Below are 15,526 nucleotides of genomic sequence, written 5' to 3'. Positions count from 1 at the left end.
GTGATGCCAAGGTAGAAAAAAGCCTTAATTTGCGTCTGTTCCGTGTTGCGATATTTGTAATTCACATACTTTCGCGGCACCAAATATTTGACTATGAAAACCGTATTGATTACAGGCGCAACCTCAGGAATAGGGCAGGCAACGGCTCGCAAGTTAGCACAGAATTTTAAACTGATTCTATGTGGACGAAGGCAAAGCAGATTGGACTCGCTCAAAGCAGAACTTTCGGCAATTACCAAAGTACACACCCTCAATTTTGATGTGTGTAACAAACAACAAGTTTTTGAACAGATAAACTCCTTACCCGCAGATTTCAGAGCAGTTCATATTCTGATTAACAATGCCGGAAATGCACATGGGCTGGCAGCTTTTCAGGATGCAGACATGGAAGATTTGGAAAAGATGATAGACGGCAATGTCAAAGGTATTATTTACGTGTCAAAAGCAGTGCTTCCGCTGATGATTGCGCAGGGGAGCGGTCATATAGTAAATATCTCGTCCACGGCAGGTAAGGAGGTGTATGCCAATGGTGCAACCTATTGTGCTTCTAAATTTGCGGTGGAAGCATTGAGCAAAGGGATGCGAATTGACTTATTGCCTTTAGGAATCAAAGTTAGCAATGTGGCACCCGGCATGGTAGAAACCGAATTTTCCTTAGTTCGTTTTAAAGGAGATGAACAGCGAGCGGGCAAAGTTTACGCAGGTTTTACACCGCTATCAGCACAAGATATTGCAGAAACAATCTTTTTTGCCATCATGCAACCGGAGCATGTACAGTTGGCTGATATTACAATCATGCCTAAGGCACAAGCTGCTGCAGGACATGTTTTAAAAAACAATGCTTAGTGCCTTCGCATTGTGAGTGCCCAAATCTAAATTAATTAAACGAGAAGCGAGAGTAGTAACAAGGACACGTTACTCATGTGCACAACCAACTGGACTTACCACTCCTGCACGGACTTCTTCTGGATTTTTATCTTTCTTACACGATAGGATTAGGGAAACGCTCACTAATACAATAGTTGTTTTTTTCATAATAGTTTGATTTTAAAATGCAGAAAATGTCGCGCCCAACTCAAGTTTGATTGCTCCCTATTAACATCCTGAATAGCAGAGTATTTATTTTCTTTGGAAGGCACAATCATATAAAATCAGTTTTTCATTAACTCCAGAAAGAGAAACTTGCAACCATCCGTATAATGTATCATTATCTTCTATAAAACGGATTCCAATATATTTATTCATAGAATTTTCCCATTCACCTGTAACAGACCCTAGATTTGCCATATGAAGCTGTCCAAAAAGCAATCGCACGTTATTAAAAGTCGAATCCATTGGAGACCACACCCCTGTTCTTTCATTTATAATTTCTTTATATTCAAGTCGTTTAACTAGTCCCGTGTAATAAATATAGGCAGGAATATTTGGATAATTTCTTAAAGAGTAATTCGTATCCGTAAGACAAATACTAAATTTATTGGAAGGATGATTATCTAATCTTGCAATCGTATTTATACCTGAACTTGTATTTGAGATTGAAAATGATAAATCAACTGTGCCATCCATATTACAATCTACTTGGCAAGTGCTAAACTTATCATCTAAAGTATAATACGCAAGAATCTGCGGCTCAAATTCTTTATGCACCATCCCTTTACTTACCACCCCTGCACGGACTTCTTCTGGATTTTTATCTTTCTTACACGATAGGATTAGGAAAACGCTTAAGAATAGAATAGTTGTTTTTTTCATAATAGTATGATTTTAAACAGGTTACAATAATGTAAAAATTCTATTTTTTCTGATAAGCATAAGAATGAACAGTAATTTTATCTAGACCACTAACAGACACATGGATCCATCCATAAAATATATCATTGCCTTCTGTAAAACGTATTCCTATATATTTATCTTTTCCATGACGCCACCAATAATCTCCATATTGACAACATAAGCAATAATAATAACGGGATATATCCACCCCTTTATATTGTAGAACATGCGAAGACCATTGACCTGCTTCATTATTTATAATATCTTTATATTCAAAACCTTTAGCCGTTGCGTTAGCTATATAAAAACTATCGCCATAATCTTCTATATTTAAATCATAAATATTAAGGCTTACATTCATAGGGTTAATATACGAATTATATCCTCCACTACTACCCGCAACACCAAGCACAATATCTACAATACCATCCTGATTAAAATCCAAATTAATTAAACGAGAAGCGAGAGTGGTAACGAGAGCTGGATTCAACTCATGATACTCCATCCCTTGACTTACAACTCCTGCAAGGACTTCCTCCTGATTTTTATCTTTCTTACACGATAGGATTAGGAAAACGCTTAAGAATAGAATAGTTGTTTTTTTCATAATAGTTTGATTTTAAAATGCCGAAAATGTTGCGCCCAACTCAACTTCAAAACCGGGGTTAAGAGCAACCCCGTTTTCTCCAATAAATATCACTTCTTTACCTGACGGAATCACTGTGGAGGAATAACCCGATTGAGGTGCATTAATAAAGGGTGCAAAAAAGAGTGTAGGAGTATTGCCCAACGAATCCAATGTGCAAAAATTACCGTCAGTGCTTTTTATAAATTTAACCATATTGATTCACTATTTTCCATATTACTATAATTAAAACTAAATCCTCCTTACTTTCGCTCACATGCCGATTCTATTGGGTTTAACTTATCGCTTATATTTATCCAACCGTATAGTGTATCCTTGCCTTGCACAACACGCACTCCAATATAACCCCCCTCGTTTACCCGAAAAGCATCCTCTAGTTCAAAATAATTAAACCTTAAAGGCAAACTATTATAAGTACCCTCTAAAGGAGACCAGAATCCGCTACCACTACCTATTTTCTCTTTGTAGCCTAATCGTTTGATAAATCCTCTATAATAATAAGAACCATCATCGCTTATAACTAAATCTTGCACATAAACACTAATTTTATTAGACTGCAACTTTAACGGATTAAATAAGCTAACAGGATGTGAGGGCAGCCAATCTATAAAAATAAAATCATTTTCCCCATCCTCATTAAAATCGATAAAATACTCTCCATAATCCAAAGTATCTCGTTTAAATTTAATATCTTCTACATACACCATCCCTTTACTTACAACTCCTGTAAGGACTTCTTCCTGATTTTTATCTTTCTTACACGATAGGATTAGGAAAACGCTTAAGAATAAAAAAGTTATTTTTTTCATAATAGTTTGATTTTAAAATGCAGAAAATGTCGCGCCCAACTCAACTTCAAAACCGGGGTTAAGAGCAACCCCGTTTTCTCCAACAAAAATCACTTCTTTTCCTGATGGAATGACAGTGGAGGAACAACCCGATTGAGGTGCATTAATAAAGGGTGCAAAAAAGAGTGTAGAAGTATTGCCCAAAGAATCCGGTGTGCAAAAATTGCCGTCAGTGCTTTTGATAATCGAATACACAGATGTTGCACTTGTATTTGGGACTCCGCCCGTTGCACTTACTGACACCACGGAAGAAATATATCCTGAAGGAATCCTGAAAGTCGCTGTACCCGAATCATGACTAACAAGAGACAAGTTTCCTGAATCCACAGACCACAAATAGCTTTCACCTCTAACGATGGTGGAGGAAGACAATATCAATGTGTCGTTATTGCATTGCACTCTTTTTAGTACCGGCTTAGGCTTATAATAATGAAAATAATCAACCTCTAAGGAAGCAGTTCCATTGGGTTGTGGGTCGTTAACCCTATCTTTGTTTTCTCTAGTTGTATCAATTGCTTTAGCCCAAAACATAAAACTTGCAGGGGTGGTCAACCTATTCATATAAACATACTCTCCGAAAGGTTTTTGTTCTTTATCCTCTTTATTGCTCTCCAAGATACTTATCTTCTGTAATAGGTTACCATCAAAATAAACATTCACTATGTCGGGAGTCCATTCCAAACCAAAAGTATGGAAAGCAGTTGTCAGGTTATCCGTTACTGGCTGATCTTCTATCGGATTTCGCACTCTAGAGGTATAATTAGTTCCATAACTACACCCTGCATCATTCCCTGAGACACATCCATTTTTATCTGTACCATAGAGAACCGTTATATTCGCTTTGTTTGTGTCTCCCGTTTCAAAAACATCAATCTCATTATAGAGTGCAGCCGGTCTGACATTGTAAAGACATCCGCCTGCATTCCACCATGAAGAGATAACATTCAGCGGTTGGGTAGGCATTTTTACACGTGCTTCATAATAGCCATACAGAAATTCATTTTGGGAGGTTAAACAACCGGACTTATAATTGCCACAATTGCTTATGTAAGCCCCTATCCATGGTGTGATTTTTAATTTTCCGTTTTCAAATGTAACACAACTATCCGTAAACCATGTCTTTTCTTGACACCATTCTCCCATTTGTTGGGTTTCCGGATTCCAGCCGTTGGTGCGCCACAAGCTGCTGTTAAAAGAGTTAAAATCATCAGAATATGCCGGCTTATACTCATATAATTCGTGTGCATGTGTCTGACAATCTGCACTATTGCCAAAAGCAAAAACAATAGAAATTAAAACATATTTTTTCATAACTACATCATTATTTAACCAATATCATTTTCTTTGTGCTGATTTCCTTGCCATTCACCAATAATGTATAGTAGTAAGAACCAGCACTCAAGGAGCTTCCCTCTACAATTAAGGAATGATGACCATTCGTATATTCAAGATTCTTAAACGCTTTAATCTGTTCTCCATTCAGGTTTGAGATAATCACGGTAACAGTAGATACGGTTTCCGGTAAGTAATATCTTATTTCAGTTTTACTGTCAAAAGGATTGGGATTATTTTGATGTAAAAATATCGAAGTGGTTGTCTCCGTATTGTCTTGTTTATATTTCCAAGATAGAGAGTTGTTATTGTCATTATTATTAATAGAACTTTTGAAAGACGAGTCATTGCTGCAACAGATACTAAGTTGGACATTAATATTTGAAATACTTGTTTGCAACTCGTTAATCTGGGTGGTTTAGTAAGTTATTTGATTTTGCAACTGGGTTATTGTGTACTGCTGTGTTAAGACAAGTCCATTTAGATTAGAAATGATAAGTTGCTGTTCATTTATACCTGCTGTCAATATAGGAATTACCTCCGTATAATTAACAAAATACCTATCTGTTGCAGTATCGTGTTTTACAATTTCAGGTAATACAGTTATGACCTCTCTTGCCATAAAACCAAAATGTTTCCGAGTAAACTCATCTCTTATATCAATTTCACATGATGGAATATTTTCAATAAAACTTTCTGTGAAGTAATACTCTTTACCTTGTAAATTTTGTATAATTGACAATGCATTTGAGATGCTGTTTACATTTGTTTTGATACTGTCATCACTATCCTTCCAGTCTTGTGTAGAATGAATAGTGTAAGCATAGAATGTGCCTACTCTTTGTTTATTCTTGCCTAATTGCAGATACCAGTCTGTGGTGGGGTATAATACGGGGGAGCCACACAAGCCATTCCATTCCAACATAATATTAGTCCAATTTTGGAGTCTAAGTGTAGAAATATTTGCATCAATGTCAAAAGTGGGATTACTGTTTCTAATTCCCACATTCCCGTTACTTAATACTTTCAGTTGTGCTGTTACTTGATTTGAAATTATCAAAGTAACCACTAATAAAATCAACATTCTTTTCCTTTTCATTTGTTTGTTATTTTAAATTAATAATATTGAGAAATACCGTTTCTCATTGCGGGTAATAAATTTTCTATTTGGCTGATACTGTGTTTTCTTAATTCGACTTTTTAATTTTTTCTATTTCAGTTTGAGATATAGATATTGTTTTGAATATATGCGCATTGTTTCCGTATGATTGTAAAGAGCTTTATAACTACCTTTTCATCCTGATAGAGATAGGGGTGTTATACGCTTTGTCTCATTCCCTGTCTGCCTGCAATCACTCCTAATATATCAAGCAATAGGGTAAATTTACACAAAAAAATTTTTGGCAATGCTTTTTTTTAAATTTATTCATAGGGTTGAATAATAGAATCTAAGAAAAGATCTGTGTAATTAATTCATGGACTGAACAATGTCTAAGTAACAGCACTTTGAACTAACTTGAAGGTAATTTCCTTGTCCTTTAAGCATATTAAGGAATACGATACTAATTAAAAATCATTTTTTTCAAAATAAAAATTAGCATATATTTGCAGCGCACTTGAAAGAGGGGACGGTTGTCCCCTTTTTATTTGGCTAAATAAATACATGGATATTAAAGCATTTTTGAACGAGAGTTTACAGAAGGTGCTCAACACTTACCCCGAATTGTTTGTGGTAGGCACTGAACACCAAGAAAACAAAGGCTTGTATGTATTTGTGTTGGATGGAGACACAGGGTTAAATATTGCGCAATGCGGAGAAATCAGTCGCAAACTGATGAACCTGATTGAACAAAATCCCGAAGCAGAGGCAGAGCGCGAAAGATTTAGCTTTGGCATTACCTCTCCGGGCGCAGACGCTCCGCTTGTGTTGCCGAGACAATATCAAAAACACAGCGGCAGAGAACTCATGCTGACATTGCAAGATGATGCCAAGTTGAGTGCAAAACTTAAAGAAATTACAACGGAAAGCATTACTGTCGTTACACTCATCAAATCCAAAGTGAAAGGGCGCAGCGACAAAGAAGGAGAAGAGAAAGTGATACCGTTCAATCAAATCAAAGAAAGTAAAATAATATTGTCATTTAAATAATAAAAACAGATTATGTCAACAATTGCAGGATTAGTAGATTCCTTTTCAGAATTTAAGGAGTTCAAAAACATCGACAGAGTAACCCTGATGAGGGTTTTGGAAGATGTCTTTCGCAATGTATTAAGAAAAAAGTACGGCACAGACGAGAACTTTGACATCATCATTAATACCGAAAAAGGGGATTTTGAGATTTACCGAAACCGCTTGATTGTTGATGATTGCGAGGTTGAAGATTCAAATCTGCAAATCGGCATTACCGAAGCCAAAAAACTCGAAGACGACTATGAGTTGGGTGAAGAAGCAACAGAGATTCTTTCTATCGAAGATTTTGGCAGGAGAACTATACTGGCAGCGCGTCAGACCCTTATGACACGTGTACTCGAGCTTGAGAAAGGCGAGATTTACAAGAAATACCAAAATAGAATCGGTGAAATTGTATCCGGTGAAGTATATCAAATCTGGAAAAAGGAAATGATGCTGCTGGATGATGAAGGCAATGAATTGATTTTGCCTCGCGTAGAGATGATTCCCACTGATTTCTTTAAAAAGGGTGAGGTAACCAGAGCCGTAGTGATTGATGTGCGCATTGATGACGGAACACCCAAAATTATATTATCGCGCACTTCGCCCGTTTTCCTCGAAAGATTATTTGAGCTTGAAGTCCCTGAAATCTTGGACGGATTAATTACTATCAAAAAAGTAGTGAGAGAGCCCGGAGAGAGAGCCAAAGTTGCAGTAGAAAGCTACGATGAAAGAATTGACCCCGTGGGTGCTTGTGTAGGAATGAAAGGTGCCAGAATTCACGGTATTGTAAGAGAGTTAAGAAATGAAAATATTGATGTAATCAACTTTACAACCAATACTTTACTTTTCATCCAACGCTCATTAAGCCCTGCCAAAATTTCTAACATCAAATTAGATGGAAACAAAGCAGTTGTTACCATGCCGGCTGACCAAGTGAGTTTAGCAATAGGCAAAGGTGGTTTCAACATAAAATTAGCCGGCAGGCTTACCGGATTTGAAATTGAAATATACAGAGAAGCCGGCTCAAACGAAGATGTGGATGTGGATCTGGATGAATTTCTGGATGAAATTGATGAGTGGATTATTGATGAATTCAAATCAATTGGTCTGGACAGCGCCAAAGCTGTTCTGGACACAGATACAGAAGACTTGATTAAGAGAACAGACCTCGAAGAAGAAACCATCATTGAGGTAAAGAAAATATTGGCAGCCGAATTTGAATAATCAAATGATGTCAGCACAATAACAACCTTGACTTTTCATTGGGTTCACTCCTCTTCCCGTGAAAAAGCAAGTTAAAAAATAAGAGGGTAAAAAATTTAAGAAACAATGTCAGAGAACACATACAGAATAAATAAAGTAGCAACAGAGCTCAATGTGAGTTTTCAAACACTCATCGAGAAATTGGTAAACAAAGGGTTTGAGGTAGATGCTAAACCCAGTGCCAAAATTTCAGCAGAGATGTATGATTTTCTACGTTCTGAATTTAAGTCTGACAAAGCCGCCAAGGATGAGTCCAAATCACTGAAGTTGGCGATTCAGCCAGCTAAAATCAAGGCTCCGGCAGTTTCTGATATAAACATTAAACCGGCAGTTAAATCCACTGTTAAAGAAGAGGAAAAAGAAGAAGAAGAACAAGTAGTAATTAAAAATAAACTACTGAATGATGAACAGGAGGTTGATGCCACAACTAAGGAAGAAACCGTTCAAGAAAAGGTAATTACTCCTGCTGACAATGAGCAACCGGAGCCTGAATCTACAGTTCATTTGAAAGGAACTAAGGTGTTAGGTAAAATCAATTTGGATGAGATTAATCACAAAACCAAGCCATCTTCAAAAACTACTAAAAAAACCACTGAACAAAAGAAAGAGGTAAAACCCAAAACGGAAGAAAAGCCTATTCAGGAAGAAACCAAAAAGGAAGCTATTACTCCTGTAGAACCTGAAGAAGAAGTGGAGTTAATCAAAACTCAATATGAAAAGCTGAAAGGCTTGAGTGTGAAAGGGAAGATTGAACTCAAAGCCGAGCCTGTAATTACTAAAAAACCACATCCAAAAGCCAAAGAAGGAGACAAACCGTTTGACAAAAAGAAGAGGGCAAGAAAAATAGTAGAAAAGGTAAAGATTGAAGACGCTATTAAAGATAAACCTCAATTTGGCAAAAAGAAAAGAAATGACAGACCCGCTGAAATAAGCCAAAAGGAGATACAAGATAAACTCAAAGCGACCCTTTCAAGAATTGAAACTACTGGACGAGGCAAAACTGCAAAATCTAAAAACAAACGCCAGAGACGTGAGTTAAACGCAGAAGAAAGACTCAGAAATCAGGAACAATTAGAGCGCGATGAAAAAGTATTGAAAGTAACTGAGTTTGTGTCTGCAAATGAATTGGCAACATTGATGAATGTGAGTGTTAATGAAATTATAACAGCCTGCTTTAGTTTAGGACTGATGGTATCCATCAATCAACGCTTGGATGCAGAAACGATTTCAATTGTGGCAGATGAGTTCGGCTATGAAGTTGACTTTGTCGATGCTGATGCCCAGGTAACCGTAGAGGAAGAAGCAGACAAGCCTGAAGACTTACTACCCAGAGCGCCTATTGTAACAGTCATGGGACACGTTGACCATGGTAAAACTTCTTTACTCGATTATATTCGTTCTGCCAATGTAATTGCGGGAGAGGCAGGTGGTATTACACAGCACATTGGAGCTTATGAAGTTGAGTTGGAAGGCAAACAAAAAATTACTTTCCTCGATACTCCCGGTCACGAAGCGTTCACTGCAATGCGTGCCAGAGGAGCTAAATTAACTGACATTGCCGTCATTGTAATTGCTGCTGATGATAGCATCATGCCTCAAACACGCGAAGCAATCAGCCATGCGCAAGCGGCAGGTGTGCCCATGATTTTTGCCATTAATAAAATTGATAAGCCTTCTGCTAATCCGGATAAAATACGCGAAGAACTTGCGCAAATGAATATTCTTGTTGAAGAATGGGGCGGTAAATATCAATGTCAAGAGATAGCTGCCAAGTTTGGTAAAAACGTAGATAAACTGCTTGAGAAAATATTGCTCGAAGCCGAATTACTTGACCTTAAAGCAAATCCAAACAAACGCGCTAATGGAACTGTGATAGAAGCTAAAATGGACAAAGGACGTGGTATCATTGCCAATCTTTTGGTTCAAGGTGGAACATTGCGAGTGGGAGACCACATGGTGGCCGGTGCTTGGTACGGTAAAGTTAAAGCACTTTTCAACGCAAGATTTCAAAGAATCGAATCAGCAGGACCTTCTTCACCTGTTAGTGTATTGGGTTTCAGTGGTGCACCTACAGCCGGTGATCCATTTCAGGTGTTTCAGGATGAAGCCTCTGCAAAAGTGCTTGCTAATAAACGCACTCAGCTACTTAGAGAACAAGGTATCCGGTCAACCAAACATATCACATTGGACGAAATCGGAAGAAGATTGGCTGTGGGGAATTTTAAAGAACTTAATTTAATTGTAAGGGGAGACGTGGATGGTTCGGTGGAAGCCCTGTCCGACTCTCTATTAAAACTTTCAACAGATGAAATTCAGATTAATATTATCCATAAAGGGGTAGGTCAAATTACAGAATCAGACGTATTGCTTGCTTCTGCTTCAGATGCAATTATTATCGGATTCCAAGTTAGACCTGCACAAGGTGCTAAAAAATTAGCAGAGAATGAGCAGATTGATATCAGACATTATTCCGTTATCTATAAAGCCATAGAAGAGATAAAAGCTGCTATGGAAGGTATGTTGTCGCCTGAATTGGTTGAAAAAATTATCGGAGAGGTGGAAGTTCGAGAGGTGTTTAATATCTCTAAGGTGGGAACCATTGCAGGATGTATGGTGTTGGATGGCAAGATAACCCGAAACTCAGATATACGCATTATCAGAGACGGTGTGGTGGTGCATACAGGAAGATTAGCCTCATTAAAACGCTTCAAAGACGATGTAAAAGAAGTTACCAAAGGTTTTGAGTGCGGCTTGCATATCGAGAAATTTAACGACTTGCAAATTGGCGACAACATTGAGGTATTTACCGAAGAGGAAGTTAAAAGAAAATTAAAATAATTGTCAATGCTCAAGAAGATTGCGGTCATTGGCTCAGGAAGCTGGGCTACTGCTATTGTTAAGATTTTGGGTGAGAGTTCTCAAGTGAGCCTTATTAATTGGTGGATGAGGAATCCTGAGTATGTTGAGCATTTTTCCAAATACGGGCATAATCCCAATTATCTCAGCAGCGTTTTCTTAGATAAGAGCAGAATCAAGGCAAATAACAACCTTGCAGACAGCATCAAGCAATCTGATATTGTGATTATTGCTACCCCATCTGCATTTGTACATCAAGTTTTGGGTGAACTTACTCCGGAAATTTTTTCCCATAAGATTATTATTTCGGCAGTAAAAGGGCTCATACCGGAAACGCATCAGATTGTGTCAGATTATTTTCATACACAGTTAAAAGTATCACCAAATCAAATTGCGTGTGTGAGCGGTCCTTGTCATGCAGAGGAGGTTGAACGCGAAAGGCTTTCATACCTTACAATCGCTTCGGAAAATAAGGATTTGGCAGAACAACTTGTGCCCTTGTTCAGTTGTCGTTATATTAATTGTATCAGTTCAGATGATATTACAGGAATAGAATATGCAGCTGTTTTGAAAAATATCTATGCGATTGCAGCAGGAATCGCCAATGGATTGGGCTATGGTGATAATTTCAAGGCAGTTTTGATTTCTTGTGCCATTCGCGAAATGGAACTGTTTCTGCAAAAACTCGGTATAGAATCTACCAATGTGAATAATAGTGCTTATTTGGGTGATTTGCTCGTAACAGCTTATAGTCAGTTGAGCCGCAACCGGAATTTTGGCAATATGTTAGGACGTGAGTATTCGGTAGCTTCTGCTCAAATGGAAATGAAAATGATAGCCGAGGGATATTATTCAACTAAACAAATTTATATCCTCAACCAAAAGGTGGACGCCAATATGCCAATTATGACAACAGTGTATCAAATTATTTATGAAGGTGCTAATTGTAAAAATGCCTTTATAAACTTATCAAAGCTTCTCAATTAGTCATGATTACCTATATACTGATTGCCTTGTCTGTTTTGATTTCTCTCTTAGCCTTGTCTAATAGAGATTTATTTGACAAGCTTACATATAATCCTTTTAGGGTAAAACACAACAAAGAGTATTATCGAATTATTACACATGGTTTTGTCCATGCAGATTATGGACATTTGTTTATCAATATGTTTGTTTTATGGTCTTTCGGTACGGCTGTTGAATCTATTTTCAGGGATTGTTTCGGACTTTATTCAATCCCATTTTATCTTTTGATGTATGTAGGCGCGCTGTTAGTGTCTGCCTTACCTGCTCTCAAAGAATATGGCAATTCTCCATACTACAATGCGGTGGGAGCTTCCGGAGCTGTGTCTGCAGTATTGTTTAGTTATATTTTGATGCGACCGGTCAATTTGCTTGGAGTAATGCTTGTGATTCCCGTACCTGCTTTTATCTTTGGTATTATTTATCTTTGGTATGAAACCAAAATGCAGAGTAAAAAAGACGGAATCGCACATGATGCACATATTTCAGGGGCGCTCTTTGGGGTTACAATTACCATTCTTTACAATCCAAAATTTGTCATTAATTTCTTTTTGCAAATAGGAGAGAAGCTTCAAGATATTATTCAATGAGCCGGATAGAAGAAGCTAAACGTACTACTTTGCTTGCAATTCCCATCATCTTAGGAGAATTAGTACAGATGGCATTGCATATTATTGATGCAGCAATGGTTGGGGCAGTCGGTTACAAACAGTTGGCGGCTTCGTCTTTGGTGTTCAGTATTATTAATATCCCTTTTGTATTTGGTATAGGTTTGACTATTTCTATTGCTCAAATGGTTTCTATGTTCAAAGGGCAATTTGATTCTCAAAAGGTTTCTCACTTCTTTTTTAACGGAATGGTGATAAGTGTGATCGCTGCTGTAATCATTAGTGTAGGACTATATTTTGGAAGTAACATTGTGTTTCACCTCAAACAAGACCCGGAAGTGGCTGCACTTGCCCAACCTTTTTTGAAAATTATGTCCATTTCCATGATTCCGATGATATTGTTTATTGCCTGCAAACAGTTTGCTGACGGACTGGAGTACACAAAAGTAGCGATGGTAATATCACTGGCGGGTATCCCCATTAATATTTTCATCAACTGGCTGCTGATTTTTGGCAACTGGGGCTTTCCGCGTTTGGAACTCATGGGAGCAGGATGGGGTACTTTAATCACAAGGTTTTTGATGTTGGCAGCAATAGTCATTGATATTTTCAATTCGCGACTATTCAAAAAATACATAAAGGTAATCAAACGCCAATGGTATGTTTCGTTTCATGCAATGAGGCAATTATTGCACTTGGGAATTCCTATTGCCTTGCAAATTGTTCTGGAAGCAAGTGCTTTCGCAATTTCTAGTATTTTGGTGGGCATGATTAGTGCAGAATCGCAAGCGGCACATCAGATTGCGTTGAGTGTGGCTTCTTTTACTTATATGGGAACAGTGGGTTTGGCGCAAGCTTGTTCTATTCGTATCAGCAATGCCTTTGGACAGTCAAATTGGCGCAAAATAAGAATAATAGGAAAATCTACTTTGATAATCACGGTGCTTACCGGTTTTGTGTGCGCTCTGGCTTTTATTCTTTTTCGTAATCAAATCCCTTTGTTCTTTAACAATAGCCCGGAAGTGGTGCAAATTGCATCTTGGTTATTGGTATTAGCCGCCTTGTTCCAAATCCCTGATGCTACACAGGTGGTGGCAGCAGGCGCATTGCGTGGCATAAGGGATGTGAAAATGCCGACTCTCTTGATTGGAGGTTCGTATTGGTTGCTGGGAATGCCTTTGGGCATATATCTGGCCTTCAAACATGGCATGGACGCTTCAGGTATTTGGATTGGTTTTATTGTAGCACTGTCATTGGTTTCGGCTAATTTAGTCAGTAGATTTTTGAAGAAAACCAGAGTGGATGATTAAGATTCTTTTGGCAATCTGCTACCTTTGTCCGCATGTTTTCAAAATTCTTTACTAAGAGATGGCAAAGATTTACCGCACTTACATTAGTTTTGGTTCTTGGCTTGTCTGCAATCAAAGATTCGGGGCTGTTTGAAGTAACCAAAAATCTTGAAATATTTACTTCGGTTTACAAAGAAGTACATCTGAATTATGTGGAAGATGTGAACCCCGGTGAGTTAATGAAAACAGGGATTAACGCCATGTTGGCTTCGCTTGACCCTTATACTAACTACTACACAGAAGCCGAAGTAGAAGATGCGTTGATTAAAAGAAAAGGAGATTTTGGCACACCCGGCATTGAGATTACGCTCATGCAAAATAAATTGGTGATTTCTGCCGTCAAATCAGGTTCCTCGGCTGATTTGCAAGGGGTGAAGCTCGGAGATGTGATACAAGAAATTAACGGACGTGATTTTTCAAGCAAATCTGTTTCAGAAACTTATGAGTCTTTTGAAGGTGCGGTGGGTAGTTTCCTTAAAATCAAAGTCAAACGTGGCGCAGATGTGTTGGAGTTTAATTTGGAGCGTAAAAAACCTGATTTTAGCAATGTTCCTTACTATGGTATGGTTAACAAATATTACGGCTATATCAAACTCGACCAGTTTATGGATGGGTCTGCTGACGAAGTAAAGCAAGCTTTTTTGGAATTGCGAACCCATGAAAACTTCAAAGGATTGATTCTTGACTTGCGTAACAATGGTGGGGGGCTGTTGATAGATGCTATCAGGATTCTCAATCTGTTTATTGACAAGGATCAACTCTTGGTGATAACGCGCGGAAAAACAGAAGAATATTATCAAGAATACAAGACATTTGAGCTGCCTCTGGACGCTAAAATACCTTTGGTAGTGCTCATCAACGAAAACTCTGCATCTGCCTCAGAGATTGTTGCCGGCACTATTCAGGATTTAGATAGAGGAGTGGTGATTGGACACAACTCTTATGGCAAAGGACTTGTGCAAAATGTAATACCATTACCCTATCGCAACCAAGTGAAGGTTACTATTGCAAAGTATTTTATCCCCTCCGGCAGGTGTATTCAGGAAATAGAATACAGCAAACACAAACACAAGGATTCTGCCGGTTTGACCAAACCATTTTACACTAAAAACAGAAGGGTAGTGTATGAAGGTGCAGGCATCAAGCCGGATGTTGTCATGGAAAAACCTATTGCCAATGAATTTATGAAAGCTTTGCGCAACGGCAGTTATATATTTGAATTTGCAAGTGAATATTACAAGCAACATCCTGATTCTGTTGATATTGGAGACTTTAAACTCAGTCCGAATGTGTTTGAAGATTTTAGAAAATTTTGTCAAAACAAGGGCTTTATGTATAAATCACAAACCGAGTTAGAGATTGATAAAATGCAAAATTGCTCGGTTGATGAACAATTCAACACAGATATTGAAGGGATTGTTAGTAGTCTCAATGTACAAATCAACAAGAGTAAAGAAAAAGATTGGGAGCGATACAAGGAAGTGATTATGCCATTATTGAACATCGAAATTGCCAAAAGATATTATGGCGAAAAAAGTCTTTATCCGATCATGTTTCACTTTGACAAGGATGTCAAAAGAGCGCTTGGTATTTTAGATAATCCGAGTGAATACAGTCGAATTTTAAAACCATAAAAAAATCCCGTTCTCAAGAGA

The 15,526-nt window shown here is 37.9% G+C and carries 15 protein-coding genes; 8 read left to right on the top strand and 7 right to left on the bottom strand.

Features of this window, described 5'->3' with window-relative positions:
- The first annotated feature begins 93 nt into the window (after positions 1 to 93).
- Positions 94 to 846, top strand: coding sequence for an SDR family NAD(P)-dependent oxidoreductase (locus M9892_06585; protein MCO5254008.1), 753 nt, complete (start codon positions 94 to 96; stop codon positions 844 to 846).
- 273 nt (positions 847 to 1,119) lie between these two features.
- On the opposite strand, the gene M9892_06580 is transcribed toward M9892_06585, so the two are convergent.
- The 7 genes from M9892_06580 to M9892_06550 are packed head-to-tail and all read right to left on the bottom strand — an operon-like array spanning position 1,120 to position 5,698.
- Complete coding sequence (locus M9892_06580) at positions 1,120 to 1,752, bottom strand: hypothetical protein (protein ID MCO5254007.1); 633 nt, start codon at positions 1,750 to 1,752, stop codon at positions 1,120 to 1,122.
- Between the two features lie 40 nt (positions 1,753 to 1,792).
- Positions 1,793 to 2,380 carry a hypothetical protein gene (locus M9892_06575; protein ID MCO5254006.1) on the bottom strand — a complete coding sequence of 196 codons (588 nt, stop codon included), beginning with the start codon at positions 2,378 to 2,380 and terminating at the stop codon, positions 1,793 to 1,795.
- A gap of 12 nt (positions 2,381 to 2,392) precedes the next feature.
- Complete coding sequence (locus M9892_06570) at positions 2,393 to 2,614, bottom strand: hypothetical protein (protein ID MCO5254005.1); 222 nt, start codon at positions 2,612 to 2,614, stop codon at positions 2,393 to 2,395.
- A 47-nt stretch (positions 2,615 to 2,661) separates the two neighbouring features.
- The gene (locus M9892_06565) at positions 2,662 to 3,228 is read right to left on the bottom strand and encodes a hypothetical protein (protein MCO5254004.1); all 567 of its coding nucleotides are present in this window, start codon (positions 3,226 to 3,228) and stop codon (positions 2,662 to 2,664) included.
- A 12-nt stretch (positions 3,229 to 3,240) separates the two neighbouring features.
- Entirely contained in the window at positions 3,241 to 4,578 is a 1,338-nt protein-coding gene (locus M9892_06560) for a family 16 glycosylhydrolase (GenBank protein ID MCO5254003.1), read from the bottom strand.
- A 10-nt stretch (positions 4,579 to 4,588) separates the two neighbouring features.
- Entirely contained in the window at positions 4,589 to 4,999 is a 411-nt protein-coding gene (locus tag M9892_06555) for a T9SS type A sorting domain-containing protein (protein MCO5254002.1), read from the bottom strand.
- A gap of 18 nt (positions 5,000 to 5,017) precedes the next feature.
- A complete protein-coding gene (locus M9892_06550; GenBank protein ID MCO5254001.1) occupies positions 5,018 to 5,698 on the bottom strand; it encodes a tail fiber domain-containing protein in 681 nt (226 codons plus the stop codon).
- 564 nt (positions 5,699 to 6,262) lie between these two features.
- Here M9892_06550 and M9892_06545 point away from each other — a divergent pair.
- The 7 genes from M9892_06545 (at position 6,263) to M9892_06515 (ending at position 15,505) form a co-directional block, all read left to right on the top strand.
- Positions 6,263 to 6,748 (top strand): hypothetical protein, encoded by a 486-nt coding sequence (locus tag M9892_06545; GenBank protein MCO5254000.1) that lies wholly within the window; start codon positions 6,263 to 6,265, stop codon positions 6,746 to 6,748.
- Positions 6,749 to 6,760: 12 nt separating this feature from the next.
- Positions 6,761 to 7,996 carry a transcription termination factor NusA gene (gene nusA, locus M9892_06540; protein ID MCO5253999.1) on the top strand — a complete coding sequence of 412 codons (1,236 nt, stop codon included), beginning with the start codon at positions 6,761 to 6,763 and terminating at the stop codon, positions 7,994 to 7,996.
- A 105-nt stretch (positions 7,997 to 8,101) separates the two neighbouring features.
- Positions 8,102 to 10,873 carry a translation initiation factor IF-2 gene (infB, locus tag M9892_06535; GenBank protein MCO5253998.1) on the top strand — a complete coding sequence of 924 codons (2,772 nt, stop codon included), beginning with the start codon at positions 8,102 to 8,104 and terminating at the stop codon, positions 10,871 to 10,873.
- A complete protein-coding gene (locus M9892_06530; protein ID MCO5253997.1) occupies positions 10,874 to 11,878 on the top strand; it encodes an NAD(P)H-dependent glycerol-3-phosphate dehydrogenase in 1,005 nt (334 codons plus the stop codon).
- A 2-nt stretch (positions 11,879 to 11,880) separates the two neighbouring features.
- A complete protein-coding gene (locus tag M9892_06525; protein ID MCO5253996.1) occupies positions 11,881 to 12,504 on the top strand; it encodes a rhomboid family intramembrane serine protease in 624 nt (207 codons plus the stop codon).
- Positions 12,501 to 13,832 carry an MATE family efflux transporter gene (locus M9892_06520; GenBank protein MCO5253995.1) on the top strand — a complete coding sequence of 444 codons (1,332 nt, stop codon included), beginning with the start codon at positions 12,501 to 12,503 and terminating at the stop codon, positions 13,830 to 13,832. Before M9892_06525 ends, M9892_06520 begins: the two co-directional genes overlap by 4 nt.
- Positions 13,833 to 13,864: 32 nt before the next feature.
- Positions 13,865 to 15,505 carry a S41 family peptidase gene (locus M9892_06515; GenBank protein ID MCO5253994.1) on the top strand — a complete coding sequence of 547 codons (1,641 nt, stop codon included), beginning with the start codon at positions 13,865 to 13,867 and terminating at the stop codon, positions 15,503 to 15,505.
- Positions 15,506 to 15,526 lie beyond the last annotated feature (21 nt).

This window comes from Bacteroidota bacterium, from assembly GCA_023957335.1.
Taxonomy (GTDB): Bacteria; Bacteroidota; Bacteroidia; order NS11-12g; family UBA955; genus JALOAG01.
Note: the sequence above shows the minus strand (reverse complement) of the source record. Positions and strands in the feature narration are given on the sequence as shown.

Bases quoted from the DNA above. Each gene is read 5' to 3' on its own strand.
- M9892_06580 (MCO5254007.1), bottom strand. From the start codon at position 1,752: ATGAAAAAAACAACTATTCTATTCTTAAGCGTTTTCCTAATCCTATCG.
- M9892_06515 (MCO5253994.1), top strand. From the start codon at position 13,865: ATGTTTTCAAAATTCTTTACTAAGAGATGGCAAAGATTTACCGCACTT.
- M9892_06525 (MCO5253996.1), top strand. From the start codon at position 11,881: ATGATTACCTATATACTGATTGCCTTGTCTGTTTTGATTTCTCTCTTA.
- M9892_06545 (MCO5254000.1), top strand. From the start codon at position 6,263: ATGGATATTAAAGCATTTTTGAACGAGAGTTTACAGAAGGTGCTCAAC.
- M9892_06575 (MCO5254006.1), bottom strand. From the start codon at position 2,380: ATGAAAAAAACAACTATTCTATTCTTAAGCGTTTTCCTAATCCTATCG.
- infB (MCO5253998.1), top strand. From the start codon at position 8,102: ATGTCAGAGAACACATACAGAATAAATAAAGTAGCAACAGAGCTCAAT.
- M9892_06570 (MCO5254005.1), bottom strand. From the start codon at position 2,614: ATGGTTAAATTTATAAAAAGCACTGACGGTAATTTTTGCACATTGGAT.
- M9892_06550 (MCO5254001.1), bottom strand. From the start codon at position 5,698: ATGAAAAGGAAAAGAATGTTGATTTTATTAGTGGTTACTTTGATAATT.
- M9892_06585 (MCO5254008.1), top strand. From the start codon at position 94: ATGAAAACCGTATTGATTACAGGCGCAACCTCAGGAATAGGGCAGGCA.
- M9892_06560 (MCO5254003.1), bottom strand. From the start codon at position 4,578: ATGAAAAAATATGTTTTAATTTCTATTGTTTTTGCTTTTGGCAATAGT.
- M9892_06565 (MCO5254004.1), bottom strand. From the start codon at position 3,228: ATGAAAAAAATAACTTTTTTATTCTTAAGCGTTTTCCTAATCCTATCG.
- M9892_06520 (MCO5253995.1), top strand. From the start codon at position 12,501: ATGAGCCGGATAGAAGAAGCTAAACGTACTACTTTGCTTGCAATTCCC.
- nusA (MCO5253999.1), top strand. From the start codon at position 6,761: ATGTCAACAATTGCAGGATTAGTAGATTCCTTTTCAGAATTTAAGGAG.